This is a genomic window from Deinococcus sp. Leaf326 (genome assembly GCF_001424185.1).
Classification (GTDB): domain Bacteria; phylum Deinococcota; class Deinococci; order Deinococcales; family Deinococcaceae; genus Deinococcus.
The window spans coordinates 132,696-155,911 of the sequence record NZ_LMOM01000021.1; the positions used below are offsets into that span (position 1 = coordinate 132,696).

The 23,216-nt window shown below is 70.5% G+C and carries 21 protein-coding genes; 12 read left to right on the plus strand and 9 right to left on the minus strand.

The features are described from left to right. Positions 1-5 precede the first annotated feature (5 nt). Together ASF71_RS07605 and ASF71_RS07610 are read right to left on the minus strand one after the other, a co-directional pair. Positions 6-677 (minus strand): response regulator transcription factor, encoded by a 672-nt coding sequence (locus tag ASF71_RS07605; protein WP_056298302.1) that lies wholly within the window; start codon positions 675-677, stop codon positions 6-8. A 102-nt stretch (positions 678-779) separates the two neighbouring features. Then, a complete protein-coding gene (locus ASF71_RS07610; RefSeq protein ID WP_056297508.1) occupies positions 780-2,522 on the minus strand; it encodes an ABC transporter substrate-binding protein in 1,743 nt (580 codons plus the stop codon). Between the two features lie 278 nt (positions 2,523-2,800). Here ASF71_RS07610 and hslO point away from each other — a divergent pair, with 278 nt between their 5' ends. From hslO to ASF71_RS07640, 6 genes are all read left to right on the plus strand, one after another. Beyond that, entirely contained in the window at positions 2,801-3,709 is a 909-nt protein-coding gene (gene hslO, locus ASF71_RS07615; protein WP_056297510.1) for an Hsp33 family molecular chaperone HslO, read from the plus strand. Positions 3,710-3,947: 238 nt separating this feature from the next. Continuing rightward, entirely contained in the window at positions 3,948-5,261 is a 1,314-nt protein-coding gene (locus ASF71_RS07620; RefSeq protein ID WP_056297514.1) for a S1C family serine protease, read from the plus strand. Next, a complete protein-coding gene (locus ASF71_RS07625; protein ID WP_056297517.1) occupies positions 5,261-6,376 on the plus strand; it encodes a CCA tRNA nucleotidyltransferase in 1,116 nt (371 codons plus the stop codon). Before ASF71_RS07620 ends, ASF71_RS07625 begins: the two co-directional genes overlap by 1 nt. A gap of 71 nt (positions 6,377-6,447) precedes the next feature. Further along, positions 6,448-7,062, plus strand: a complete 615-nt coding sequence (locus ASF71_RS07630) for a site-2 protease family protein (protein WP_056297521.1) — start codon at positions 6,448-6,450, stop codon at positions 7,060-7,062. A gap of 98 nt (positions 7,063-7,160) precedes the next feature. Continuing rightward, positions 7,161-8,789 carry a CTP synthase gene (locus ASF71_RS07635; RefSeq protein ID WP_056298305.1) on the plus strand — a complete coding sequence of 543 codons (1,629 nt, stop codon included), beginning with the start codon at positions 7,161-7,163 and terminating at the stop codon, positions 8,787-8,789. 96 nt (positions 8,790-8,885) lie between these two features. After that, positions 8,886-9,530: a GNAT family N-acetyltransferase gene (locus tag ASF71_RS07640; protein ID WP_056297524.1), complete on the plus strand. Its 645-nt coding sequence runs from the start codon at positions 8,886-8,888 to the stop codon at positions 9,528-9,530. Positions 9,531-9,563: 33 nt separating this feature from the next. On the opposite strand, the gene coaE is transcribed toward ASF71_RS07640, so the two are convergent. Next, on the minus strand, positions 9,564-10,181 hold the full coding sequence (gene coaE / locus ASF71_RS07645) for a dephospho-CoA kinase (protein ID WP_056297527.1): 618 nt from the start codon (positions 10,179-10,181) through the stop codon (positions 9,564-9,566). A 232-nt stretch (positions 10,182-10,413) separates the two neighbouring features. Here coaE and ASF71_RS07650 point away from each other — a divergent pair, with 232 nt between their 5' ends. Both ASF71_RS07650 and sodA read left to right on the plus strand, forming a co-directional pair. Continuing rightward, a complete protein-coding gene (locus tag ASF71_RS07650; RefSeq protein WP_056297530.1) occupies positions 10,414-11,607 on the plus strand; it encodes a lipopolysaccharide assembly protein LapB in 1,194 nt (397 codons plus the stop codon). 189 nt (positions 11,608-11,796) lie between these two features. Then, positions 11,797-12,426: a superoxide dismutase [Mn] gene (gene sodA / locus ASF71_RS07655; RefSeq protein WP_056297532.1), complete on the plus strand. Its 630-nt coding sequence runs from the start codon at positions 11,797-11,799 to the stop codon at positions 12,424-12,426. A gap of 63 nt (positions 12,427-12,489) precedes the next feature. Here sodA and ASF71_RS07660 read toward each other — a convergent pair whose 3' ends face one another. From ASF71_RS07660 to ASF71_RS07670, 3 genes are all read right to left on the minus strand, one after another. After that, positions 12,490-13,980: a tripartite tricarboxylate transporter permease gene (locus ASF71_RS07660; protein WP_056297534.1), complete on the minus strand. Its 1,491-nt coding sequence runs from the start codon at positions 13,978-13,980 to the stop codon at positions 12,490-12,492. Beyond that, complete coding sequence (locus ASF71_RS07665) at positions 13,980-14,498, minus strand: tripartite tricarboxylate transporter TctB family protein (protein WP_056297539.1); 519 nt, start codon at positions 14,496-14,498, stop codon at positions 13,980-13,982. Before ASF71_RS07665 ends, ASF71_RS07660 begins: the two co-directional genes overlap by 1 nt. Positions 14,499-14,606: 108 nt before the next feature. Beyond that, complete coding sequence (locus ASF71_RS07670; protein WP_056297543.1) at positions 14,607-15,554, minus strand: tripartite tricarboxylate transporter substrate binding protein; 948 nt, start codon at positions 15,552-15,554, stop codon at positions 14,607-14,609. A gap of 362 nt (positions 15,555-15,916) precedes the next feature. Between ASF71_RS07670 and ASF71_RS07675 the strand changes: the two genes are divergently transcribed. From ASF71_RS07675 to alr, 3 genes are read left to right on the plus strand one after another with little or no spacing between them, the layout of a single operon-like run. Continuing rightward, positions 15,917-17,437, plus strand: coding sequence for a sensor histidine kinase (locus tag ASF71_RS07675; protein WP_235514265.1), 1,521 nt, complete (start codon positions 15,917-15,919; stop codon positions 17,435-17,437). Beyond that, complete coding sequence (locus ASF71_RS07680) at positions 17,434-18,129, plus strand: response regulator (RefSeq protein ID WP_235514217.1); 696 nt, start codon at positions 17,434-17,436, stop codon at positions 18,127-18,129. Before ASF71_RS07675 ends, ASF71_RS07680 begins: the two co-directional genes overlap by 4 nt. A 59-nt stretch (positions 18,130-18,188) precedes the next feature. Next, the gene (gene alr, locus ASF71_RS07685) at positions 18,189-19,244 is read left to right on the plus strand and encodes an alanine racemase (RefSeq protein WP_056297546.1); all 1,056 of its coding nucleotides are present in this window, start codon (positions 18,189-18,191) and stop codon (positions 19,242-19,244) included. A 22-nt stretch (positions 19,245-19,266) separates the two neighbouring features. Here the strand turns inward: alr and fni are convergent, their stop codons facing one another. From fni to recF, 3 genes are read right to left on the minus strand one after another with little or no spacing between them, the layout of a single operon-like run. Beyond that, a complete protein-coding gene (fni, locus tag ASF71_RS07690; RefSeq protein WP_056297550.1) occupies positions 19,267-20,310 on the minus strand; it encodes a type 2 isopentenyl-diphosphate Delta-isomerase in 1,044 nt (347 codons plus the stop codon). Continuing rightward, positions 20,307-21,179 carry a DUF721 domain-containing protein gene (locus ASF71_RS07695; RefSeq protein WP_056298315.1) on the minus strand — a complete coding sequence of 291 codons (873 nt, stop codon included), beginning with the start codon at positions 21,177-21,179 and terminating at the stop codon, positions 20,307-20,309. The genes fni and ASF71_RS07695 overlap by 4 nt, the downstream gene beginning before the upstream one ends. A 41-nt stretch (positions 21,180-21,220) precedes the next feature. Continuing rightward, entirely contained in the window at positions 21,221-22,291 is a 1,071-nt protein-coding gene (gene recF / locus ASF71_RS07700; protein WP_056298318.1) for a DNA replication and repair protein RecF, read from the minus strand. Between the two features lie 72 nt (positions 22,292-22,363). Here recF and ASF71_RS07705 point away from each other — a divergent pair, with 72 nt between their 5' ends. Then, on the plus strand, positions 22,364-23,197 hold the full coding sequence (locus ASF71_RS07705; RefSeq protein WP_056298320.1) for an N-formylglutamate amidohydrolase: 834 nt from the start codon (positions 22,364-22,366) through the stop codon (positions 23,195-23,197). The last annotated feature ends 19 nt before the right edge of the window (positions 23,198-23,216 follow it).

The window sequence follows — 23,216 nt, forward strand, 5'->3', positions numbered from 1 at the left end:
CCCCGTTACAGGTTCTTCGGGTCGATCCAGCCGCGCTTGATGCCGTGGAGCACGGCCTCGGTGCGGCTGCCTACCCCGAGCTTCGAGAAGATGTTGGCGAGGTGGACCTGCACCGTGCGCGGGCTGATGTCGAGGTCGCGCGCGATTTCCTTGTTGGTGCGCCCTGTGGCGGCCACGCGCAGCACCTCGAGTTCACGGGGGCTGAGATCGTCCTCGGGCGGGGTGGGCGTGGCGCTCGCGCTGAAGCGCTCCAGGACCTTGCGGGCAATGCTGGGGTGCAGGGCGCTCTCGCCTGCGGCGACCGCCCGCACGGCGCCCAGCAGGTCGTCCTCGCTGGCGTTCTTCAGCAGGTAGCCGGCCGCGCCCGCCTCCAGCAGCGCGAACACGTAGGCGTCGTCGTCGTAGCTCGTGAGCACGAGCACGCCCACGCCCGGCTGCTCGGCCTTGATGGCGCGCGTCGCCTCGATGCCGTTCATACCGGGCATGGACACGTCCATCAGGATCACGTCGGGGGTCAGGCGCCGGGCCTGGGCCACGGCTTCCTCGCCGTTGCTCGCCTCGCCCAGCACGCGCAGGTCGCTCTCGCCCTCCAGCAGTTCGCGGGTGCCCTTGCGCACGACCGGGTGGTCGTCCACCAGAAGCAGGGTGATGGGCCGGGCGTCGCCTGTATCCAGCATGGGCCACAGCATAGCGGCGCGCGGAGCCCGGCAGGCCCCAAGGTCGTCCGGAGACCATAAAACGCCGCGCCCCGGCTGTACAGGGCGCGGCGCGGGTACGGCTCAGCTCTTGCTGAGGGTCTTCCAGAGGGTGCCAGTGATGAAGCCCGACAGGGGGCTGTAGTTCTCGGCGCTGACGCCCTGGAGGTTGTCACGGTAGGCGAAGACGCCGACCGGGCTGGGCATCACGATATACAGGGCCTGCTCCTTGGCGCGTTCCGCGACCTGGGCGTACAGGGCGTTGCGCCGGGTCTGGTCGGTAATGCTGCGGGCCTCGTTTGTCCAGGCGTTGATCTGGGTGTCGGCCACGTTGATGCGCGGGCTGTAGTAGCCCTTGGAGTTGTAGAACGTGTAGACGAAGTTGTCCGGGTCAGCGTAGTCGGGCGCCCAGCTCGTGACGACCATCGCCTCGCTGCCCTGGTTGCTGGCCTTGATGATGTCGCTCCACTCCTTGGGCACGATATTCACCTTGAACTTGGGGTTCAGCGACTCGATGTTCTTCTTTAGGAGTTCCATCGCGGTCTGCACGGTCCGCGAGCCGGCGCGGTAGGTGGCGTTGAGCGTGAAGCCCTGCTGCCACACCTGTCCGCCCCAGGCCTGCTGGAAGGCCGTCCGGGCCGCGTCGAGATCAAAGTCGACGGGCGTGAGGTTCTGGTCGTAGCCGGGGAAGGAGTCGGGCAGCAAGAAGTTGCGGGGTTTGCCCTTGCCGCGCAGCACCTGCTTGATGTATGTGTCGGTGTCGAAGGCCGACACGAAGCCCCGGCGCACGTTCACGTCGCTGAAGAAGTTGGCCGGGATGCCCTGACCGTCGAGCTTGCCGCTGCCGAGTTGCCCGCCCTTGATGTTCTCGTTCATGCTCAGGCCGGTCGCGGTGGTGTCGGGCAGGTCGTCGAGAATCGCCACGCCCTTCTGGCCCTTGAGCTGCGTCTCGATGATGTCGCGCCCACCCGACTCGATGAGGTCGGCGTCTCCGCGCAGGAAGGCCTGGATGCGCGCGGCCTGCTCGGGCACCTTCTGGATCACGACGTTCTTGATCTTGGGCTGCTCGCCCCAGTAGTTCTCGAAGGCGGTCGCCGTCACGGTGGTCGCGTCGCGGCCCACGAGCTTGTACGCGCCGGTGCCGCTGGGCTTCTGGCTCAACTGGCTGCCGGTCAGGTCCTTGCCGACGGCCGCCTTCCAGGTGGCCTCGGTGCCGTCCCACTCGCCGATCTCCTTGGCGTGGGTGCTGTCCACGATGCCCTGGCCGGTGTAGGCCAGCTTCGCCAGGAAGGCCGGGTCGGCCTTGGGCAGCGTAAAGACGAGTGTCTCGCCGTCGCACTTCACCGCATCCGTGATCCGGGCCCAGGTGATGCCCGTGTCGTCGTTGGCATTGGACTGCGTGCCCAGCAGGCTCTCGGCCAGGAACCAGTTGCCGCTGTCGCTCGTGTTCGTCACGAGGTTACGCCGGAAGGTGTACTCGGCGTCCTTGCACCCGAAATCGCTGCCCGAGTGGAACTTCACGCCCTCACGCAGTGTGAAGCGGTAGCCGAGACCGCCGTTTTCCTCCTGCCACTCGGTCGCCAGCAGGGGCTCGAGCTCGGTCAGGCTGTTGCCCTTGTAGGTAAGCAGCGTTTCGTAGAGGTTTTCGACGACCTGGCCGCTCGCCGTGTCATAGGTCGTGCCGGGGTCCAATGTGGGGATGTCGGCCGAGTTCTGATAGACCAGCGTCGCGCCCTGGCCGGCGTCGCCCTGCCTGTTGTTGCAGGCGGCCAGCGTCAGGGACAGGGTCGTGAGGGCGAGAGCGCCGAAAATTTTACCTTTGTTCATTGAAAACTCCTGGAAGAGGACAGCAGGGATTGAGAAGCGCGGATATCTGGGCGCACGGCTCTGCTCCAAAAAGATGTCAGCGGCATGAAAGTCTAGGCAGTGGCTGTGAGTCCCCGCTGGCAGCCTGCTGAAGAAACGCTGTGCGTCCATCAGTCCCGGATCAGGTCGTTTGTCCCTGGGCAGCTCGTCGCCCGTCTGGCAACGGCCGGAGCCGAGGTATGAAGGGAATGCGAGCCACCCCACAGCCCGAGTTGAGTGCCTTGATGTAAGATTTCCTAATGACTGCTTCTGCTTCCGGCTCCTACCTCCTGCGCGGCACGGCGGCGGGGGGCACCCTGCGCTTCGTCGGCATCGAGGCGACCGACCTTGTCGAGGACGCGCGCCTGCGCCACCACCTGAGCAAGACCGCAACGGCGGCGCTGGGCCGCACACTGGCGGCCTCGGCCCTGCTGGCGGTCGTGCTGGGCAAAAAGAGCGACAGCCGAGTGGCTGTGCGCGTCGAGGGCGGCGGCCCGGTGGGCTGGGTCGTGGCCGAGGGCAGCGCCGACGGTCAGGTGCGCGGGTACGTGCGCGCGCCCGGCGCGGACCTGCCCCCCCGCGAGTCCGACGGCAAGCTCGACGTGAGCGGCATCGTGGGCACCGACGGTGAACTGGCCGTGACCCGTCTGCTCGACAACGGCGAGCCCTACACCGGCAGTGTCCGGCTCCAGAGCGGCGAGATCGCCGAGGACGTGAGCTTCTACCTCGGCGCCTCCGAGCAGATTCCCAACGCGGTGCTGCTGGGCGTATACGAGGAAAAAGGCCGCGTGGCGCATGCCGGCGGCCTGCTGGTTCAGGCGATGCCCGGCGTCAGCGACGAGACGCTCGGCCGACTGGAGGCCAACATCAAGGCGATGGGCCAGATCACCGACAACCTGCGCCGGGGCGGCCTCCTCGAAGTTCTGAACCGCGCGGCCGAGGGGCTGGACCTGCAACTCGCTCCCGACGCCCAGGCGGCCCGGTTCCAGTGCCGCTGCTCACGCGAGAAGGCCAGCGACAGCCTGAAGTTCTTTACCGGCAGCGAGCGGCAGGAGATGATCGACGACGGCGGCCAGGAGGTCGTGTGCCACTGGTGCGGCGAGCACTACCAGATCACGCCGCAGGAGATCGCGGCGATGGACGCCGAGGAAACGCGCGCTCAGGCGTGAACGGCTGGCGTGTGGGGGGTGAAGGAGGCTCACCTTCTCCATCCGCGGTCCCCTCACCCCCTATGGGTGAGGGGAATTTTTTACCCCGCGCCTTCTGAATGGCCTTCCAGGATGGTGAGGACGAGCCGGCATGATTCACCCTGCCACAACTGCCCCGGTCTCCTACCCCTAATTCCCTCAACCCCTCCTTAACCCGGCCCCACGTCCTCCGGGCCATGCCCGCGAATACTGAGAATATATGAAGCCGAGTGGGCTGGGAAAAAAGGGAGTCGCGGTGCTGCTGGTGCTCGCGGGACTGGGGCTGGGCGCGACGGTGCTGCGCGATCAGGTACCTGTGGGACAGGCGCAGACGGGAACGCCCGGGCAGGCGGCGCCGACGGCCACCACGGCAGGCACGGCCGCACTGAACGAGGACGGAGCCAAGCTCCAGAACGAGGCCAACACGGTGCAGGTGGTGGGCGAGTACGAGCCGGGGCTGGTGTTCATCAGCACCGAGCAGGAGGTCGCCACCCAGGACCCGATGGCCTGGATGTACGGCGGCGACTCGGGCACCCAGGTGCAGACCGGCGTGGGCAGCGGCTTTTTCGTCAATGCACAGGGCGACATCCTGACCAACTACCACGTCGTCGCGGGCGAGTCGGGGCAGGGGTCGGCCGACCGCATCCTCATCCGGGTGATGAACCGCGAGGAGGCGGTGCCGGCCAAAGTCATCGGCCTCGCGCCGCAGTACGACCTCGCCCTCATCCGGCCCGAGGGCCTGGACGCGGGGGACATCAAGCCCATTCCACTGGGGGACAGCGACACGTTGAAGGTCGGCCAGAAGGCGATCGCGATGGGCGCGCCCTTCGGGCTGGACTTCAGCGTGACCGAGGGCATCGTGAGCAGCACCGCCCGCCAGATTCCCATCGGCTTCGGCGGCGGCGGCGCGGGCATCACCCAGAAGGCCATCCAGACCGACGCGGCCATCAACCCCGGCAACAGCGGCGGGCCTCTGCTCGACAGCGGCGGGCGCGTCATCGGGATCAACACCCAGATCATCAGCCCCGGCGTGCAGAGCGGCGGCACCGGCCAGAGCGCGGGCGTGGGGTTCGCCATTCCCATCAACGCGGCCAAAAATCTGCTGCCCCGGCTCCAGGCGGCGAATGGGGGCGTGGTACTCGCCCCGGTTATCGGCGTGCAGGCCGGCCTCGTCGCCCAGGCGCGCGGCGGCCAGATCCCGGTGGGCCTGAGTGCCCTGACGAGCAGCGGCAAGCAGCAACTGGAACTCCCAGAGACGGGGCTGGTCGTGGGTCAGGTCTCGCCCGACTCGCCGGCCTCGCGCGCCGGTCTGCGCGGCGGCACCCGGACCGAGGACTTCCGGGGCGGGCAGGTGGCCCTGGGCGGCGACGTGATCACCGGGGCGGACGGCGAACCGGTGGACGGTATCGAAGATCTCCAGGCCGCACTGATCGACAAGAAGGAGGGCGACACCGTGACCCTGAAGGTGGTCCGTGCTGGACAGACCCGTGACGTGACGGTCACCCTGGACGCCAGCGCCTTCGCCGGCCGCTAGTGCCGGCCGCCGGACCTGACCGGGGCGCCCAGGCCTGGGCCGCTCTGCAGCCGGATGACCGCGCGTGGTTGGCCTCGCTGGCGGCGCAGGCTGGGGAGGGGGCGCGTGTGGCCCTCGTCGGCGGGGCGGTGCGCGACGCGCTGCTGGGGCGCGCGCCGCTGGACCTCGATGTGGTGCTGGATGGAGCAGACGTGGAGGGCGTGGCCCGCGCCACGGGGCGGCCCTTCACCTTTCACCCGGCTTTCCAGAATGCTACGGTCACGCTGCCAGACGGGCGCGGAGCCGATCTGGTCCGGGCGCGGCGCGAGAGCTACCCGGCACCCGGCCAGAATCCGGTGCCGGAGCCGGGCACGCTGGACGACGACCTGCGGCGGCGCGATTTTGGGCTCAACGCGCTGGCCCTGGTCGTGCGGCTGGAAGGCGGGGCCGAACTGCACGATGTGGTGGGCGGCCTGGACGACCTCGCGCGGCGCGAGCTGCGGCCGTTGCACCCCCGGTCCTTTCACGAGGATGCCAGCCGGGCCGCGCGCGGCGCCCGGCTGGCGGCGCGGCTGGACCTCACGCCCCACCCGGAGCTGCTGGCCCAGATGCCGGACGCCCTGACGATGGCGGACGCCACCCCCCGCCTGTGGGCCGAGTTGAAGCTGCTGCTGGCCGAACCCCGGCCGGGACGCGCGGCCCGTTTGCTGACTGACTGGGGCGCGGGCGTATGGCTGGGCGACCCCGCGCTGCTGGAGGCGCTCGATGCCCGGCAGGCCGCAGGCGAGACGGTCACGCCGCAGACCTACGCCGCCGCCGCCCTGGCTGCTGCCTCCGACCCCGCCGCGCTGGCGGTCCGCCTGGGCCTGGGCGACAAGCCGGGAGCGCTGCTGGCCCGCGCCCTCGGCGACACCTTTTTCCCCGAGGGAACGGCCGAGCGGCAGTTGCGCGCCCTGCTGTGCCCGGGCGCCTACACGCCCCTGACCGGCAAGGACGTGCTAGCCCTGGGCGCGGTGCCGGGCCGGGGGGTAGGCGAGGCGCTGGCCCACCTGGCGGGGTTGCGGCGGGCTGGACAGGTGCGCAGCGCCCAGGAGGAACGCGCGGCCCTGGCAGCGTACCTGCGCCTCCCCACCTGAAGCCGCAAGGAACTCGCAATGGGGCCGTTGGGTCAGACGTCTACCTCCGGCCCTCATAGAATGCAGGGCGTATGGGTCTACTGAGCCTCCTGACGAGCAATCCCACCGCCTTCGTGATCATCGCGCTGGCGCTGGTGCTGTCACTCGCCGTTCACGAATTTGCCCACGCCTTCGTGGCTGACCGGCTGGGCGACCCCACACCGCGGCGTTACGGGCGCGTGACGGTCAATCCGTTGGCCCACCTCGACCCCTTCGGCACGTTGCTGCTGCTCGTCGCGGGCTTCGGCTTCGCCAAGCCGGTGCCGGTCAATCCGAACAACGTCGGGCGCTGGGGCATGTTGTGGGTGGCGGCGGCCGGGCCGATCAGCAACCTGATCATCGCCCTGATCTCGGCGGGCCTGCTGGTCGTGCTGCCTCAGACGCCCCTGGTGCTGCAGGTGTTGCTCACGGTGCTGGGCGTGAATATCGTGCTGGCGGTCTTCAACCTCATTCCCATCCCGCTGCTCGACGGCAGCCGGATTCTGGGCGCGCTCGTGCCCTCGCTCGGGCGCAGCCTCGCGCAGTTCGAGGCGATGCCCTTCTCGTTCCTGATCGTGATGGCCTTCATCTTTCTGGCGCGTGAACCCATCGGCGTGCTCATCAGCAACGTGCAGAGCTTCGTGCTGGGTGTGGTGGGCTTCCGGTAGTCCCGCCCGAAAACTGCTATCCTGAAATCCCGGAGGCCGAAGCGCCCCGGTTTTTCTTTTTGGCCCCCAGGTGCGGGGCCGGCGCTTTTCGGATGAACATGAAATATATCTTCGTGAGCGGCGGCGTGGTCAGCAGCCTCGGCAAGGGCGTGGCGAGCGCCAGTCTGGGAGCGCTGCTGCGCGCGCGCGGTTACCGCGTGACGGCCGTCAAGATCGACCCCTACATCAACATCGACGCGGGCACCATGCGTCCCTACGAGCACGGCGAGGTCTTCGTGACCGCCTCGGGCGCCGAGACCGACCTCGACATCGGCAACTACGAGCGCTTTCTCGACCTCGACGTGCCGCCGGGCAGCAACATCACGACCGGGCAGGTCTACCAGGAAGTGATTCGCAAGGAGCGCGCCGGGGACTACCTCTCGCAGACCGTGCAGGTCATTCCGCACGTCACCGACGAGATCAAGCGCCGCATCCGCGTGGCGGGCGAGTCGGCGGGCGCCGAGGTCGTGCTGATTGAGGTGGGCGGCACGGTGGGCGACATCGAGTCGCTGCCCTTCCTGGAGGCCATCCGGCAGTTCCGTTTCGACGAGGGCGACGAGAACGTGCTGTACCTGCACCTCACCCTCGTGCCGTACCTGGGGACCAGCAACGAGTTCAAGACCAAGCCCACCCAGCACTCTGTGGCGGCGCTACGCTCCTACGGCATCAGCCCCGACATCGTGATGGTGCGCAGCAAGGAAAAACTGCCCCCCGAGATCACCCGCAAGATCGCGGCCTTCACGAGCGTGCGCGAAAACCGCGTGTTTTCCAGCTACGACGTGGCGCACGTCTACGAAGTGCCGCTGGCGCTGGAGGAACAGGGTCTGGGCAAGGCAGTCGAGGACCTGCTGGGTCTGGAACGCATCCACCCCAACCTGGGTGTGTGGCAAAACGCCGTGAAGACCATCAAGCGGCCGGGACGCGAGGTCACCATCGCCATCGCGGGCAAGTACACGGCCATGCCCGACGCCTACCTGTCGATGCTCGAATCGCTCACGCACGCCGGGGTCGCCAACGACGCCCGCGTGAAGATCAAGTGGGTCAACGCCGAGGAACTCACCGAGGGGGACCTCGAAGCCCAGTTCGGGGACGTGGGCGGCATCCTGGTGCCGGGCGGCTTCGGCGTGCGCGGCATCGAGGGCAAGATCCGGGCGGCCGAGTACGCCCGCACGCGCGGCGTGCCGTACCTGGGCATCTGCCTGGGGATGCAGATCGCCGTGATCGAGTACGCCCGGCATGTAGCCGGCCTGGAAGGCGCCAACTCGACCGAGTTCGACGAGTACGCGCCCCACAAGGTCGTGGGCCTGATGCCCGAGCAACTGGATATCGAGGGTCTGGGCGGCACCATGCGCCTGGGCGACTGGCCCATGCAGCTCGCCGCTGGAACCACCATCGCCGAGTTGTACGGCGTACCGGCCGGCGGCACCGTCCGCGAGCGCCACCGCCACCGTTTCGAGGTCAACCCCGAGTATGTCCCCCGCCTCCAGGACGCCGGCCTGACCGTCAGCGGCGTGACCCCCGGCATGAACGGGCGCGGCGCGGGCCTCGTCGAGAGCGTCGAGATTCCGGGCCACCCCTTCTTCGTGGCGTTGCAGGCCCACCCCGAGTTCAAGAGCCGCCCGATGCGCCCGAGTCCGCCCTTCGCCGGCTTCGTGGCGGCGGCGCTGGAGCGCCAGGCCCAGGACTAGGTCCAGGCAGGGGCGACGGCTTCCGGTGACAGCCGGAGCCGTCGCCCCCGAAATGACGGGCGCGGGCCGCGGCGCCGCTCGGCCTATGCTGGGCGGATGCTCGCCGATCTCTGGCCCCTGGCTGCCCTGCGGTTGACCTCCCGGCGCCTGACGCTGCGGCTACCTGACGAGGCCGGACTGGTGGCCCTGGCGGGTGTGGCGGCGGCCGGGGTCCACCGGCCCCATGAACGGCCGTTTCTGACGCCGTGGACCGACCTGCCGCCCGACGAGCGGGCCCGCTCCGTCCTCCAGGGGGTCTGGAAGGCGCGGGGCGACTGGACCCCGCAGGTCTGGGCGCTGCATCTCGGCGTCTTCCTGGAGGACCGGCCGCTGGGGATGGTGACGGTCCGGGCGCGCGAGTTCCGGGTGCTGCGCGAGGTGACAACCTCCTCCTGGCTGGGTCTGGAGCATCAGGGTCAGGGCTACGGCACCGAGGCGCGCGCCGCCCTACTGACTCTGGCGTTCGGCGGCCTGAACGCGGAGGCGGCCCTCAGCGTGGTCTTTCAGGACAACGCCGCCTCGCAGGGTGTCTCGCGCCGGCTGGGCTACGTTCCGGACGGGGTGCAGCGGGATGTGCTCAATGGGCGCGCCGTCGTTTCGGACCGGCTACGGCTCACGCGCGCGGCATGGCAGGCGGCGCCCCGGCCTCCGGTGGAGATGACGGGTCTGGAGGCCTGCCGTCCGTTGTTCGGCGACGTGTAGCGCTTGGGCGTGAGGGCCGCGTCGGTGCCGCTTTTACCGAGTGGCCAATAGGCCGAGCTGCCGCAGTGCCGCGTCCACCTGCGCCTCCAGCGCCGTGAGATCGCCGCTGTTGTCCAGGGTCAGGGTCGCGCGGCGCCGTTTCTCGTCGGCGGGCATCTGGCGGGCGTCGCGGGCCAGCACCTCCTCCCGGGTCAGGCCGCTGCGCGCCATGACGCGGGTCACGCGCGTCTCCAGCGGGGCGTCCACCAGCAGGGTCGCGTTCATGCTGCCCTCGAGTCCGCCCTCGAACAGCAGCGGTACATCCTGCACGACCCAGGCCTCGCCCCGCGCGGCGGCGCCGGCCTCCAGCGCGGCCATGCGGGCACGCACGCGGGGGTGGGTGAGGGCGTTGAGGCGCGCGAGCTGCTCCGCGTCTCCGAACACGCGGGCGGCCAGCGCCGCGCGGTCTAGGACCCCCTCCCGGACCACACCGGGAAAGGCGGCCTCCAGTGCCGCCAGGGTCCCGGGCTCGGCCGTGACCAGCCGGGCCTGCTCGTCGGCGTCCAGCACGGTCAGGCCGCGCTCACGCAGCAGCGCCGCCACGGTGCTCTTGCCCGCGCCGATGCTGCCGGTCAGGCCCAGGCGCCGGGGTGGAGAGGGGGGAGGAACCATGAGCCCACTGTAGGGCGTCCCGGACCCCTACAGTGCCGGTCAGAGGACGGTCACGCTGCGCTGCCAGGCTGCCCCGGCGGGCCGGGGGACGGTTCTCACAGGGACTTCACCCCCAGTCTGCCGCCTTCGACCTAGGCTGGGCACAGTAGTATTGCCGGGTATGTTGCCCAAGGCCGGAGAGGCGCCGCGGTGGCCCCGTCAGCCCGCGCGCTCCAGGCACGGAGGTTTTTGAGTGAATGCACGACTGACCCTTGCCCTGCTGTGCGCGGCCGCCCTGACCGGTGCCTTCGCCCAGACGGCACCGACCACCCCCGCACCGACCCCGGTGCCGGCAGCGGCGCCCGTCCCGGCGACCCCGGCCACGACCTCGGCCGTGCCGGTCACGCGTCCCCCCGCTGCCAACTACGTCATCGTCGGCAACGTGTACTACGAGCAGGGCAAATTCGATCAGGCGTACGTGGCCTTCCGCGCCGCCGCCGAACTCGACCCGCGCAACTCCTCGGCGCTGCTGGGGCTGGGGCGCTCGCAGGTCAAGCTGCGGCTCTATGCCCCGGCCATCGAGACCCTGCGACAGCTCGTGCAGGCCGATCCACAGGGCGTGAGCGGCTACATCGCGCTGTCGCAGGCCTACCAGCAGCAGTTCGGGGGCAGCGGCGACCGTGCGGCGGTGTCGGGCAATCTGGCGGCGGCCCTGGGGGTTCTCCAAAGTGCCGAAGCCGTCGTGACGGCCCAGGGCGGCGAGGGCCGGAACCTGAACCTCAGCAAGGTGCTCAACGAGCGCGGCAACGTCTACCGCCTTCAGGGCGACGCCACACGCGCCATCGAGGCTTTCCGGCAGGCCACCGCCCTCAATCCCGACAACAGCCTGATCCTGTTCAATCTGGGCGACATGTACTTTGCGACCGGCAACCTGCCGCAGGCCATCAGCAGCCTGCAGCAGGCGGTCATCACCGATCCGCGTGACCCCTACAACCGCGCCTACTACGCCAAGCTGCTGGCCCTGAGCGGCAACGTGGTCGCCGCCAAGCCCGAGGCCGCGCAGGCCGCCCGCCTCGCGCCGGCCAATGCCTACGCGGTGGGGCAGTACGGCGTGGTCAGCTACCTCGCCAAGGACGCCGCCACCGCCCGCTCGCAGCTCACGCAGGCCGTGGCCCTCGACCCGCTGCGCTACCCCGAGTTCTACTACTACCTCGGCCGCCTGAGTCTCGACGGCGGGGACCTGCGCGCCGCCCGCGAGAACCTGACCAAGGCGGCGGCCCTGGACAGCACCACGCCCGAGTACGCCTACTACCTCGGCGTGTCCTACGAGCGCAGCGCCGGCCTGATTGCCCCGGACAACCTCAAGGCCCGCGAGAACTACGAGCGCGCCCTGAAACTCAACCCTGGCTACCGCGCAGCGCAGGACGCCCTGGGCCGACTGAAGTAAGACTTCTCCCCCCGGCGCCTCTCCAGACTGGGGAGGCGTTTTGCTGTGCTGGCCCGGGCCGTTTTCTCAAGCTCTGATAAAGCCGCCTCTTGTCGGGCCGTCACAGAAAGGGCGCGTAAGATGAGCGTCGAAACGAGGCGCGGCACCGGCCCCGAGAGCCCGGTGACCCGTCCACACAAGGAGAGCCCCATGCCTTACGAACTGCCTGCCCTGCCCTACGCCTACGACGCCCTGGAACCCCACATCGACACCCGCACGATGGAGATTCACCATACCAAGCATCACCAGGCCTACATCGACAACGCCAACAAGGCGCTGGCGGGGACCGAGTTCGACGGATTGCCGGTCGAGGAACTCGTCCAGAAGCTCGACAGCCTGCCCACCGACAAGAAGGGCGTGCTGCGCAACAACGCGGGCGGTCACGCCAACCACAGCCTCTTCTGGACCGTCTTGGGACAGAGCAAGGGCGAGAGCAACGCGCCCAGCGGTGACCTGGGGACGGCCATCGTGGACGCCTTCGGCTCCTTCGACGCCTTTAAGGAAAAGTTCGAGGACGCCGCCAAGACCCGCTTTGGCAGCGGCTGGGCCTGGCTGGTCGTCAAGGACGGCAAGCTTGCCGTCGTGAGCACCGCCAACCAGGACAGCCCGCTGATGGGCGAGGGCGTGGCCGGCGTGAGCGGCACCCCCATCCTGGGCGTGGACGTGTGGGAACACGCCTACTACCTCAACTACCAGAACAAGCGCCCCGACTACCTCAAGGCCTTCTGGAACGTCGTGAACTGGGACGAAGTGGCCCGCCGCTACGCCGAAGCTAAGTAAGCCTCAGCGGCGTACAAAAGCGCCCCCGACCAGTGACGGTCGGGGGCGCTTTTGTGGCCGGGTTCAGGCGGCGGTCTTGCGGGCGCGCATCCGCAGGACGGGCGGCAGCACCAGGGCCACGAGCACGATCAGCAGGATGAAGGCGGTCAGCGGCTGGCGCACGAAGATGCTCGCGTCGCCGTTGCTCTGCTGCAGGGCCGTGCGGAAGAACGACTCGGCCGTCGGCCCGAGCACCACGCCGATGATGGCGGGCGTGACCGGGAAGTCGAAGCGGCGCATTCCGTAGCCGATCAAGCCGAAGATGGCGAGCAGCACGAGGTCGAAGACGCTGTTGTTCAGGCTGTACACGCCCACCGTGCTGAACACCAGAATGCCAGCGTACAGGAAGGGACGCGGGATGAGCAGCAGCTTGGCCCACACGGGCGCCAGCGGCAGGTTGAGCAGCAGCAGCATGACGTTGCCGATGTAGAGCGAGGCGATGAGTCCCCACACGAGGTCGCCGTTCGTGATGAACAGCAGCGGCCCCGGTTGCAGGCCGTATTGCTGGAAGGCCGCGAGCAGTATGGCGGCCGTGGCGCTCGTGGGCAGGCCCAGGGTGAGCAGAGGCACGAGCACACCCGCCGCCGAGGCGTTGTTGGCGGCCTCGGGACCGGCGACGCCCTCAATGGCGCCCTTGCCGAATTCCTCGGGGTGCTTGCTGAGCCGTTTTTCCAGGGTGTAGCTCAGGAAGGTCGGAATCTCGGCGCCGCCCGCCGGAATGGCCCCGAAGGGAAAGCCGAGCGCTGTGCCGCGCAGCCAGGGCTTCCAGCTGCGGCGCCAGTCCTCGCGGTTCATGGACGCTCCGCCCTCGAGCTTGATCACGTCCTGGCTCTTGCGGTAGCGGCTGGCGACGTACAGCGTCTCGCCGATGGCGAACAGGCCGATAACCACCGTGATGAAGTCGATGCCGTCGAGCAGTTCCGGGCGGCCCATCGCGAAGCGCGACTGCCCGCTCTGGAGGTCGGTGCCGACCAGCCCGATGGCGAGGCCGAAAAACAGACTGACTAGGCCACGCAGGGGGCTGCCGCCAAAGGTCGCGCTGATGGTCACGAAGGCCAGCATGATCAGGGCGAACTTGGCCGAGGGCGGAATCTGCACGGCGATGTCGGCGATCGCGGGCGCGAAGAAGGTCAGCAGGATGGTGCCGATGGTCCCGGCGATGAAGGACCCGATGGCGGCGGTCGCCAGGGCGGCGGCGGCGCGCCCGCGCCGGGCCATCTTGTTGCCCTCAAGCGCCGTGATGATGCTGCTCGACTCGCCGGGGGTGTTCAGCAGGATGCTGGTGGTCGAGCCGCCGAACATGCCGCCGTAGTAGATGCCCGCGAACATGATGAAGGCGCTCACCGGGGGCAGCTTGGCCGTGACCGGCAGCAGCAGGGCGACCGTCAGCGCCGGCCCGATGCCCGGCAGCACGCCGACCAGGGTGCCCAGCGTCACGCCGATGAGGGCCCACAGCAGGTTCAGGGGGCTCAGGGCCGTTTCGAAGCCCGCGAACAGGGAAGTCAGGGCGTCCATTACAGGATTCCTCTCAGCACGCCGGCCGGCAGGTTCAGGTCCAGGCCGCGCGTGAACAGCAGGTAGGTGACGAGCGCCACGGCGAGGGCCACGAAGGCCATCAGGCCGTACCTCCGCTCACCGAAGGCGTAGGCCACGCTGAAGTACATGACGGCCGTGCCCAGGACGAAGCCCAGCGGCTGCAGGATCAGGGTGCCCAGCAGGAAGCCGCCCAGGATGATCGCCGGGTTGGCGAGGGTGACGGCGGCGTCGGGGTCGGTGTCTTCCTCGGCGGCGGGTTCGGCGCGGTCACCGCGCAGTGCCCCGAAGAGCAGCAGCGCCCCGAAGAGCAGCGTGCCGATGCTGACGATCAGCGGGAAGACGCGCGGTCCCACGACCGCGTTGATCCCGAAGGGAATCAGCGAGGTGCCGTACAGCAGGGCGGCGCCCAGCAGCAGGATGCCCACCGCCACCAGCAGGTCCGGCAGGCTCACGCCGCGCCGCGTGGGCGGGGGGGAAGAGAGGTGAGGTTCAGTCATGCGCGCTCCTTGGCTCTGGACTCATCTGTTCGTCAGTTTGAAACAAAAAAGGGGGCGGGGTGCCGCATACCGGACGCCCCCGCCCCCTGACGCCTGAGGGTCAGGCCCTCACTTCACCAGGCCGATTTCCTGGAGGATGCCCTTGGCGCGGTTGGCCTCGGTCTTCAGGAAGATGTCGTACTTGCTGCCGCTCATGTAGAGATCGGTCCAGCCGCGCGTCTTGAGGGTGTCCTGCCATTCCTTGCTGGCGTGCATCTTGTCGAGCGCCGAGACGAGCTTGGCCTTGTCGGCGGCGCTCACGCCGGGGGGGGCCACGATGCCGCGCCAGTTGGAGAGCTCCACGGCGTAGCCCTGCTCCTTGAAGGTCGGGGCGTCGATGCCGGCCTGACGCTTGGGCGCGCTGATGCCGATGGCGCGCAGGCGCCCGGCCTTGATCTGGGCCTCGAACTCGCCGTAGCCCGCCACTGCGCCGGCCACTTGGTTACCCAGCACGGCCGCCAGCGTCTCGCCGCCGCCCGAGAAGGGCACGTAGTTCATCTTCTTGGGGTCCACGCCGGCCGACTTGGCAAGCAGGCCCACGAGCATGTGGTCGGTGCCGCCGGCGCTGCCGCCCGCGACCGCCAGGCCGTTGTTGGCCTTCCAGGCGGCGGCGAAGTCCTTCATGTTCTTGTAGGGGCTGTTGGCGGGCACGACCAGCACCTCGTACTCGCCGGTCAGGCGGGCCAGGGGGGTCACGCGGCTCAGGTCCACCTTGCTCGAGTTGGTCAGGATCGCGCCGACCATCACGAGGCCCATGGTCATCATCTGGTTGCCGTCGCCCTTGCTGTTGTACAGCTGGGCCAGGCCGATGGTGCCGCCTGCGCCGGACACGTTGAATACCTGCACCGGTTTGGCGAGGTTCTGGTTTTGCATCACGGTCTGGATGGCGCGGCTGGTCTGGTCCCAGCCGCCGCCGGGGCTGGCGGGGGCCATGATGCGGACGTTGTTCAGGGTCTGGGCACTGGCGAGGGGCGCGGTCGTCACGGCCAGGGCAGCCAACAGGGCAGCTTTGTTCATAGGTCCTCCGGGTGCGGGCCACGGTTGGCCGCACGGTTCTAGGTGATGTGTAACGCTTCTCAATCTACCGTTCATCTTGGCGGCCCGCAAGTCCTTTTGTACGTCTAGGACGCTTTTTTTGTGGGATTAATGCACAACCGTGAACGCAATGTACGCAAGTCGGCTCTCTGTTCCCTGGCACCGGTGGCCGCCCGGGAAGCCGGGGCCCGTGCCGGATGCTCTAGACTGCTCCCAGAACCGTCATGTCTGTCCTCTCCCGCCCGCTTCCGGCGCGTCTGACCCTGGGCCACCGCCTGCTCGGTGGTCCGGGCGTGGGGTTGCAGGGCCGCCTGGTGCGCCTGCACCTGCTCGTGCTGTGCGCCATGACCGTCCTGCTCGTGCTCGTGCAGACCGTGCAGGCCTACGGACAGGCCCGGCAGCGCCTGGGCGAGCGGGCACTGACGACCTCGCGCCTCGTGTCGCAGCTGCCCATCGTGTACGAGGGGGCCGAGGCGGGTGGGCCCAATCCCGCCCTGAATGCCCAGGTCAACGGTCTGCTCGACGAGAGCGGCGCCGACTTCATCGTGGTGGGCAACCGTCAGGGCCGGCGGCTCTCACACCCGCTGCCCGAGCGTCTGGGACAGCCGATGGAGGGCGGCGACAACGTGCAGCCGCTGTCCGGGCAGGAGGTCGTCAGCGTGGCGCGCGGCTCGCTGGGCCTGAGTGTGCGCGGCAAGGCGCCGGTGTGGGCCGGCGGGCAGCCCGGTACGCGGGTGGTCGGGGTGGTGAGCACCGGCTACCTCATGCCGCAGGCCTGGAATCTGGTGGGGTCGGCGCTCCTGAGCCTCGCGCCGTGGTTCCTGCTGGCGCTGGCGCTGGGTACGGCGGGCGCGAGCTGGGCGGCGCGGCGGCTGCGCGCCGAGATCCTGAACCTGGAACCCGAGCAGATTGCTGCCCTCGTGCGCCAGCAGCGCGCCGTGCTGGCCGCGCTGCGCGAAGGCGTGATCGCCGTGAGCGCGCCGGGGACCGTCACCCTGATCAGCGACCGCGCCGCCGAGATGCTGGGCAGCCGCCAGACCCCGGCGCTGCTCGCGGGCGTATGGCCCGAACTGGCGCAGCTGGCCGGGCAGGGCCGGCAGCAGAATCTCGAACTGAACCTGCGTGGCCAGCCGGTGCTCGTGAACATCGAGCCGCTGGAGGGCGGGGGGTTCGTGGCGGGGTTCCGTGACCGGGCCGAGGCGCTGGCGCTGGCCGAGGAGCTCACCCACGCGCGCGGCTTCGTGGACGTGCTGCGTGCCCAGACCCACGAGTATCAGAACCGCCTGCACGTGCTGTCGGGCCTGCTGCAACTGGGCCGCTCCGAGGAGGCGCTGGGGGTGCTGAACGCCGAGATCCACTCGGACGCGCAGTTCCGCCAGCTTCTGCGTGACGTGCAGGTGCCCCGGCTGGTGGCACTGCTGGCCGGTAAGCGCGAGCGCGCCCAGGAACTGGGCATCGAGTTTCAGGTCGTCGAGGGCAGCAGCCTCTCGCCGGTCTGGGAACGCCACGCCGACACCCTCGTCACGGCGGTGGGCAATCTCACCGAGAACGCCTTCGAGGCGCTGGGCGGGCAGCCGGGGCAGGTCACGGTCCTCATCGGCGAGGACCCCGAGGGCATGCAGGTCGAGGTCGAGGACTCCGGTCCCGGCGTGCGTCCCGAGGTGGCCAAGCGGCTGTTCACGCGCGGCGCAAGCAGCAAAGGCGAGGGCCGGGGGTACGGGCTGGCCGGAGTGATGGCGCGTATTCAGGTACTGGGCGGCGACGTGCGGCACACGCGGCGCGGCGGCCTCACGGTCTTTCAGGTCAGCCTGCCGGTGCCGGGACGCGGCGCCCTACCCGCGCGGTCCGGCCGGGGGACGGCGTGAGCACGGCGCGCGTGCGGGTGCTGCTCGTCGAGGACGACGTGCGGGTGGCGCGCATCAACCGCGACCTGCTCGAGCGTGACCCCGACGTGCACGTGGTCGGCAGCGCCGCGAGCTGCGCGCAGGGCGACGCGCTGGCCCAGGCGCTGTCGCCCGACCTGATCCTGCTCGACGTCCACCTGCCCGACGGCAGCGGGCTGGGACTGCTGCGGCACTGGCGCGCGCAGGGCCGCACGACCGACGTGGCCCTCATCACCGCCGCCGACGACGAGCCGAGCATCCGCCTCGCGTTGGCGCATGGGGCCTTCGACTACCTCATCAAGCCGTTCACGGGCGCGCGACTGGCCGAGCTGCTCGCCCGGCACCGCGCCCGGCGCCCGCCCGGTGCGGGGCCGGGCGCGCCGGGGCGGCACGATCAGGCCAGCCTCGACCGCCTGCTGGGGGTCAGCGGGGCGGCGGCCCCCGCCCTGCCGCGCGGTATCGACCCGCATACCCTGGAACGGGTGGAGGCAGCGCTCGCCGAACGCGGCCAGCCGGCGAGCGCCGAGGAGATCGGGGAGGCCGTGGGCCTGAGCCGCGTGACCGCGTGGCGCTACCTCGAACATCTCGTGCGGGCTGGGCAGGCCGAACTCGACCACCAGTACGGGCTGGCGGGCCGGCCGGCCAAGCTCTACCGGGCGCGGTCCGGTTCGTAGGCGACCGGTCGCCAGACAGCGCGCCCCTGTGCGCGGCGCCGGAGCCTATCCTGGGGGCCATGCTGGCCCGCGCCGTCGCCCACCTGTCCGAAGCTGCCCTGAACGACAACCTCCGCGCGCTCTCGCGCCGCGCCGGGGTGCCGCTGCTGTTGCCGGTCAAGGCCGAGGCTTACGGGCACGGTCTGGAGCTCGTCGCCCGCGTGGCAGCCCGGCACCCGGACGTATGGGGGCTGGCGGTGGCGACCCCCGCCGAGGCCGAGCGCCTCGCGCGGCTGGACCTGGGCCGACCGGTCGTCCTGCTGACTCCTGCCGCTCCCGAGGAATACGGCCCACTGGCCGACCTGGGCGTGCGGCTGCCCGTCGCCTCGCTGGCCGAGGCCGGGGCGCTGCCCGCGCACGCCCGCGCGCATCTGAAGGTGGACACCGGCATGAACCGTCTGGGCGCGCGCCCGGAAGAAGCTGTGGCGGTAGGCCGCTTGCTGGCCGAGCGGGGGCTGCTGGAGGGCGCCTATACCCACTTTGCGACCGCCGACGAGCCGGAACTGGAGTTCGCCCATGAGCAGTTTGCGCGGTTCCGGGCGGTGCTGGCCGAGTTGCCCCCCCTGCTGGCCCACGCGGCCAACGGGGGCGGCGTCCTGAGTTTCGGAGCGCTGCCGGGCATGGGACTGGCCCGGCCCGGTCTGGCGGCCTACGGCTTCGCGCCGCCGCACCTGCGCGGCGTGGCCGACCTGCGCCCGGTCCAGACCCTGTGCGCCCGCGTGAGCCAGCGCCACACCGTCCGGGCGGGCGAGGGCGTGAGCTACGGCGCGCTGTGGCGGGCCACGCACGACACCGAAATCGCCGTGATCGGCATGGGTTACGCCGACGGCTACCCGCGCAACGCTACCCTGAAGGCCAGCGTCCTGATCGGCGGCGAGCGGCGGCCGGTGCTGGGCCGTATCTGTATGGACCAGATGATGGTGGACGTGACGGGCCTGGACGTAGGGCCGGGCGACTGGGCCGAGCTGTGGGGTAGGGGCGAGATCACCGTGAGCAACGTGGCGGCTTGGGGCGACACCATCGAGTACGAGGTGCTGACCGGCCTGGGCACGCGCGTGGAGCGGCAACTGGACTAGGCCGGCGCCTGGGACCGCTGCCCTACGCCCCGCTGCCCCGCGCCTCTTCCACGCTGCCGTACCCGCCGACGAACAGCGCCACCCGTAGTTCCTGCACGAAGTCGCGCAGCCACGCCTCGGCGGCCTCGCTGCTTTCCAGGGCAGGCTCCAGCAGGGGGCGCGCCACGGCGACCACCTGCGCGCCCAGTGCCAGCGCGCGGGCAGCATCCAGGCCAGTGCGGACGCCGCCCGAGGCGATCAGGGGAACGTGCGGCGCGACCTGCCGGGCGTCCCGCAGCGCCTGCGCCGTGGGCACGCCGAGTTCGCACAGGTCCGGGCGGCTCACCTCGCCCCGGTGTACAAGCTGTTCCACACGGGCCCAGCTCGTGCCGCCCGCCCCGGCCACGTCATAGGCGGCAAAGCCCGCGCCTGCCACCACGCGTAGGGTCGCGGCGTCCAGGCCGTGCCCGACTTCCTTGAGCACCGCTGGGAAGTCCAGTGCCGGGACCATCTCGGCCAGCCGCGCCGCGAGGCCCGCCCAGCGCGTGTCGCCGCCGGGTTGCAGGGCTTCTTGCAGGGGGTTGACGTGAATGGCGAGCGCGTCGGCCCCGATCTCGCGCACGGCGCGCGTGGCCTCGGCGGGGCCGTAGCCCAGCCCGAACTGCGCGGCGCCCAGGTTCCCCACGAGCAGGATGTCGGGGGCCACGTCGCGCACCGCGAAGGTGGGCCGGGCCTCGGGGCGCTCCAGCATCACGCGCTGCGAGCCGAGCATCATTCCCAGCCCGAGGCGCTGCGCCGCGCGCGCGAGGTTGAAATTGATGCGCCCGGCGCGCTCGGCTCCGCCCGTCATGGCCCCGATCAGGACCGGGGCGCTCAGGCGGCGGCCCAGGAAGGTCGTGGAGAGGTCCACGGCGTCCAGGTCGCGCTCTGGCAGAGCGCGGTAGGGCCAGGGCACCGCCTCCAGGCCGGTGCGGACCGCCGCGTACTGGCTGCGCGGGTCGAGGCACGCGTCGAGGTGGCGCAGCTTGCGCTCGGCGATGTCGGCTGGGGTGTCGGTGGTCCCGCCGGTGGCCAGGGAACGGGTCATGGCTGCCCGGCGGCGAGCACCTGCCGCACCCGCTCGGGTAGCGCGGCGTGGTCGGCGCGGCGCAGGTCATTTCTGGTCCGGCCCAGTTTGAGCATCAGGTAGGTCTCGGCCTGGGCGCGCAGGAAACTCAGGTAATTGTTCTCGCCGCCGCTGCGCACGCACTCCAGGGCCAGCAGCCCGAGCTGGTCAGCCAGCAGCTCCAGCGCGAGGTATCGCGCCGCAAGCCGCCCGCTGTCCCCGAGGGTCGTCTCCAGGGCACCCAGGCGCTCGGGGGTACGGGCCACCACACGCGCGGCGCGGCGCACGTTGGGGTCCTCCAGCGTCAGGGCGCAGGCGCGGCAGGGGGGAGCCTCGGGGGGCGGCGCCTCGCCGGGCAGGCGGGTGGGCGCGGGGCAGCGTTCACCGCAGACCGGGCAGGGTCGCCAGCCCTGTTCCTCGCGCCAGCGCCGCGCGCGGGTCACGGCCTCGGCGGCGCGCAGGGCGGCCTGCCTTAGTTCGGGGTCGGCCACCTCCTGCACGAGCTGCCGGGCGCGCGCGCGGTCGGGGGCGGGCAGGGGCGCAGCGCGCGGCGTGTTCTCGGGCGCACGCACCGTGCCTACGCTGAAGCGCAGCTCACGCACGGCGTCCTCGGCGCGGCCGTTTCCCTCGGCCAGCAGGGCGTTCAGGCGCTTGAGAAAGTGGTGGCGCTGCATGGTGAGGTGGTGCGCGGTCGTCGAGTCGCGCACCTCGACGTACAGGGTTCCGCCCTGCTGCGACCGGGGCCGGGTCATGCGCGCGATCTCGGGGCCAACCGCCTGCGGCCACAGCAGCAGCGCCCGCGCCCGCCCTATCCCGCGCGCCAGCTTGGCGGTGCCCAGCGTCGCGCCCATGAGGTCCGAGAGCCCGCGCGGGCCGCCCAGGCGGCGCCGGGTCACACGCCCACCTCGGCCATGTCCAGCTCGGGGGTAAAGCGCCCGGCGTGGGCGCGCAGGGTCAGGGCTGCGCCGGGCGCACGCTCGGTGCCGGTCACGATGGCCTGCGGCACGCTCGCGGCGAGGTCGAGCAGAAAGGACCGCCGCCCCGGATCGAGTTCGGCCGTGAAGTCGTCAATGAGCAGCACCGGGCGCTCGCCGAACTTCTCGGCCAGCAGCTCCAGTTCGGCGCGGCGCAGCGCGAGGGCGACCGTGCGGCCTTCTCCCCGGCTGGCGTACTCGTTCGCCGGAAAGTCGCCCAGGGTCAGCAGCAGGTCGTCGCGGTGCGGGCCGGTCACGGTGGCTCCGCGCGCCAGTTCCTCGGGGCGGCGGGCCGCGAGGTCGTGGGCGTAGGTCTCGGGGGTGGTGGACTCGGTCAGTTCCAGACGCAGGAGCTTGCGGCTGCCCAGGGCGGTGTTGGCCTCGCGGCTCAGGTCGTCGAGTCGGGTCAGGGCGCGGCGGCGAAACAGCATGATCTCGGTGCCCAGTTTGACGAGCGCCTCGTCCCAGACGTGCATGGCCCAGTCCTCACCCGCGCGCAGGGCCGCGTTGCGCTGCGATACGGTGCGGTCGTAGCGCGAGAGCTGCTCGCCGTAGCGCGCGCTCAGGCGCGCGAGCAGGGCGTCGAGATACCCCCGCCGCCCTGAGGGCGACCCGAACACCAGTTCGCTGTCCTCGGGGCGGATCCACACGGCACTCCCGCGCGGCAGGTCGCCGGTCCTGACCCGCACGCCGTCCACCTTGAGCTGCCGGCGCCCCCGCCCCAGCCCGACCTCCTGAATGCTCAGGCTGCCGCCCTGTTGCAGGTCGGCGCGCACGTAGGCTTCCTTCTCGCCCGACTGCACGAGCTGTTCCAGGCGCGTTACGTCGCTCAGGCCGGTCAGGGCGAGATAGGCGGCTTCCAGCAGGTTGGTCTTGCCCGCGCCGTTTTCGCCGAACACACCGGTCACGCCGGCCGGAAATTCCAGCGTGTCCGGCGCGAGGTTCCGGTAGTTCAGGGTAGACAGGCCCGAGAGCAGCACGCCCCCGATTGTATGCCGCACCGGGCAGTCCGGACTGTGTCGGGGGTGAAGGCGGTCCGGGGGTCCGATATGCTCGCCGGCATGACTGCCCCGAGTGCCGGCCCCTCCGCCGATCCAGCTGCCTCCGCTGCCGCCCGCGACGCCCTGCTCGTGCTGGCGCCCCACCCTTCCGGACAGGTGCCGGCCGACGTGCTGCGCGACATGCTGGGCGCCGACGTGTTCGATGCCCACAGGCGCGAGGAGTTCCTGCGCCGGGTGTTCTTCGAGGGTGATCCCTACACCGAGCTGATCTACGCGGTGCCGGGTGCCCGCTTTCTCCAGGCCCCCTGGAGCCGCTTCGCCGCCGACCTCAACCGCGAGCGGGACGACGCGGACGACAACGGCGTGCTCAAGGTCATGGACTTCGGGCGCAACCCGCTGTATCCGGCCGGCTTCACCCTGACCCCCGAACTGCGGGAAGCGCGGCTGCGGCGCATCTGGGACGCCTTCGACGCCCAGGTCCGCGCCGAACTGGAAGGCGCGCGCCTGATGATCGTGGGTCACAGCATGGCTGAACGCGGCCCCGCGCTGGGGCCCGACACCGGCACCCCCCGCCCCGCCCTGACGCTCATGCTGGGCACCGAGGCCGCGCCCACCTTTCCGCGCGAGCAGTGGGCTGCCCTGCGTGACGCCTGCGAGGCCGCCTTCGCCCCGGTGCTGGGCGGGACGTACCGCCGAGTGGCGGTGGGTGACCCCTGGACCACCGATACCCTCAGCGCGGCGCATCACGCCCGCACCGGCATTCCCGCCTTCGGGCTGGAGGTGAACGTGGCGCTGTACTACGCCGAGTGGTCGGTGCTGCGTGAGGGAGCGCTGCAGGAACTCAACGCCTGTTTCGCGCGCTTCGCCGACGCGGCGCTTGATCTGGTGAAGTAGGGGCCGCCCCCTGCCCGGG

Bases quoted from the DNA above. Each gene is read 5' to 3' on its own strand.
- ASF71_RS07620 (WP_056297514.1), top strand. From the start codon at position 3,948: ATGAAGCCGAGTGGGCTGGGAAAAAAGGGAGTCGCGGTGCTGCTGGTG.
- ASF71_RS07665 (WP_056297539.1), bottom strand. From the start codon at position 14,498: ATGACTGAACCTCACCTCTCTTCCCCCCCGCCCACGCGGCGCGGCGTG.
- ASF71_RS07670 (WP_056297543.1), bottom strand. From the start codon at position 15,554: ATGAACAAAGCTGCCCTGTTGGCTGCCCTGGCCGTGACGACCGCGCCC.
- ASF71_RS07610 (WP_056297508.1), bottom strand. From the start codon at position 2,522: ATGAACAAAGGTAAAATTTTCGGCGCTCTCGCCCTCACGACCCTGTCC.
- sodA (WP_056297532.1), top strand. From the start codon at position 11,797: ATGCCTTACGAACTGCCTGCCCTGCCCTACGCCTACGACGCCCTGGAA.
- fni (WP_056297550.1), bottom strand. From the start codon at position 20,310: ATGACCCGTTCCCTGGCCACCGGCGGGACCACCGACACCCCAGCCGAC.
- ASF71_RS07695 (WP_056298315.1), bottom strand. From the start codon at position 21,179: ATGGGCGCGACGCTGGGCACCGCCAAGCTGGCGCGCGGGATAGGGCGG.
- alr (WP_056297546.1), top strand. From the start codon at position 18,189: ATGCTGGCCCGCGCCGTCGCCCACCTGTCCGAAGCTGCCCTGAACGAC.
- ASF71_RS07705 (WP_056298320.1), top strand. From the start codon at position 22,364: ATGACTGCCCCGAGTGCCGGCCCCTCCGCCGATCCAGCTGCCTCCGCT.
- ASF71_RS07605 (WP_056298302.1), bottom strand. From the start codon at position 677: ATGCTGGATACAGGCGACGCCCGGCCCATCACCCTGCTTCTGGTGGAC.
- ASF71_RS07635 (WP_056298305.1), top strand. From the start codon at position 7,161: ATGAAATATATCTTCGTGAGCGGCGGCGTGGTCAGCAGCCTCGGCAAG.
- ASF71_RS07660 (WP_056297534.1), bottom strand. From the start codon at position 13,980: ATGGACGCCCTGACTTCCCTGTTCGCGGGCTTCGAAACGGCCCTGAGC.
- hslO (WP_056297510.1), top strand. From the start codon at position 2,801: ATGACTGCTTCTGCTTCCGGCTCCTACCTCCTGCGCGGCACGGCGGCG.
- ASF71_RS07630 (WP_056297521.1), top strand. From the start codon at position 6,448: ATGGGTCTACTGAGCCTCCTGACGAGCAATCCCACCGCCTTCGTGATC.
- coaE (WP_056297527.1), bottom strand. From the start codon at position 10,181: ATGGTTCCTCCCCCCTCTCCACCCCGGCGCCTGGGCCTGACCGGCAGC.
- ASF71_RS07675 (WP_235514265.1), top strand. From the start codon at position 15,917: ATGACCGTCCTGCTCGTGCTCGTGCAGACCGTGCAGGCCTACGGACAG.
- ASF71_RS07640 (WP_056297524.1), top strand. From the start codon at position 8,886: ATGCTCGCCGATCTCTGGCCCCTGGCTGCCCTGCGGTTGACCTCCCGG.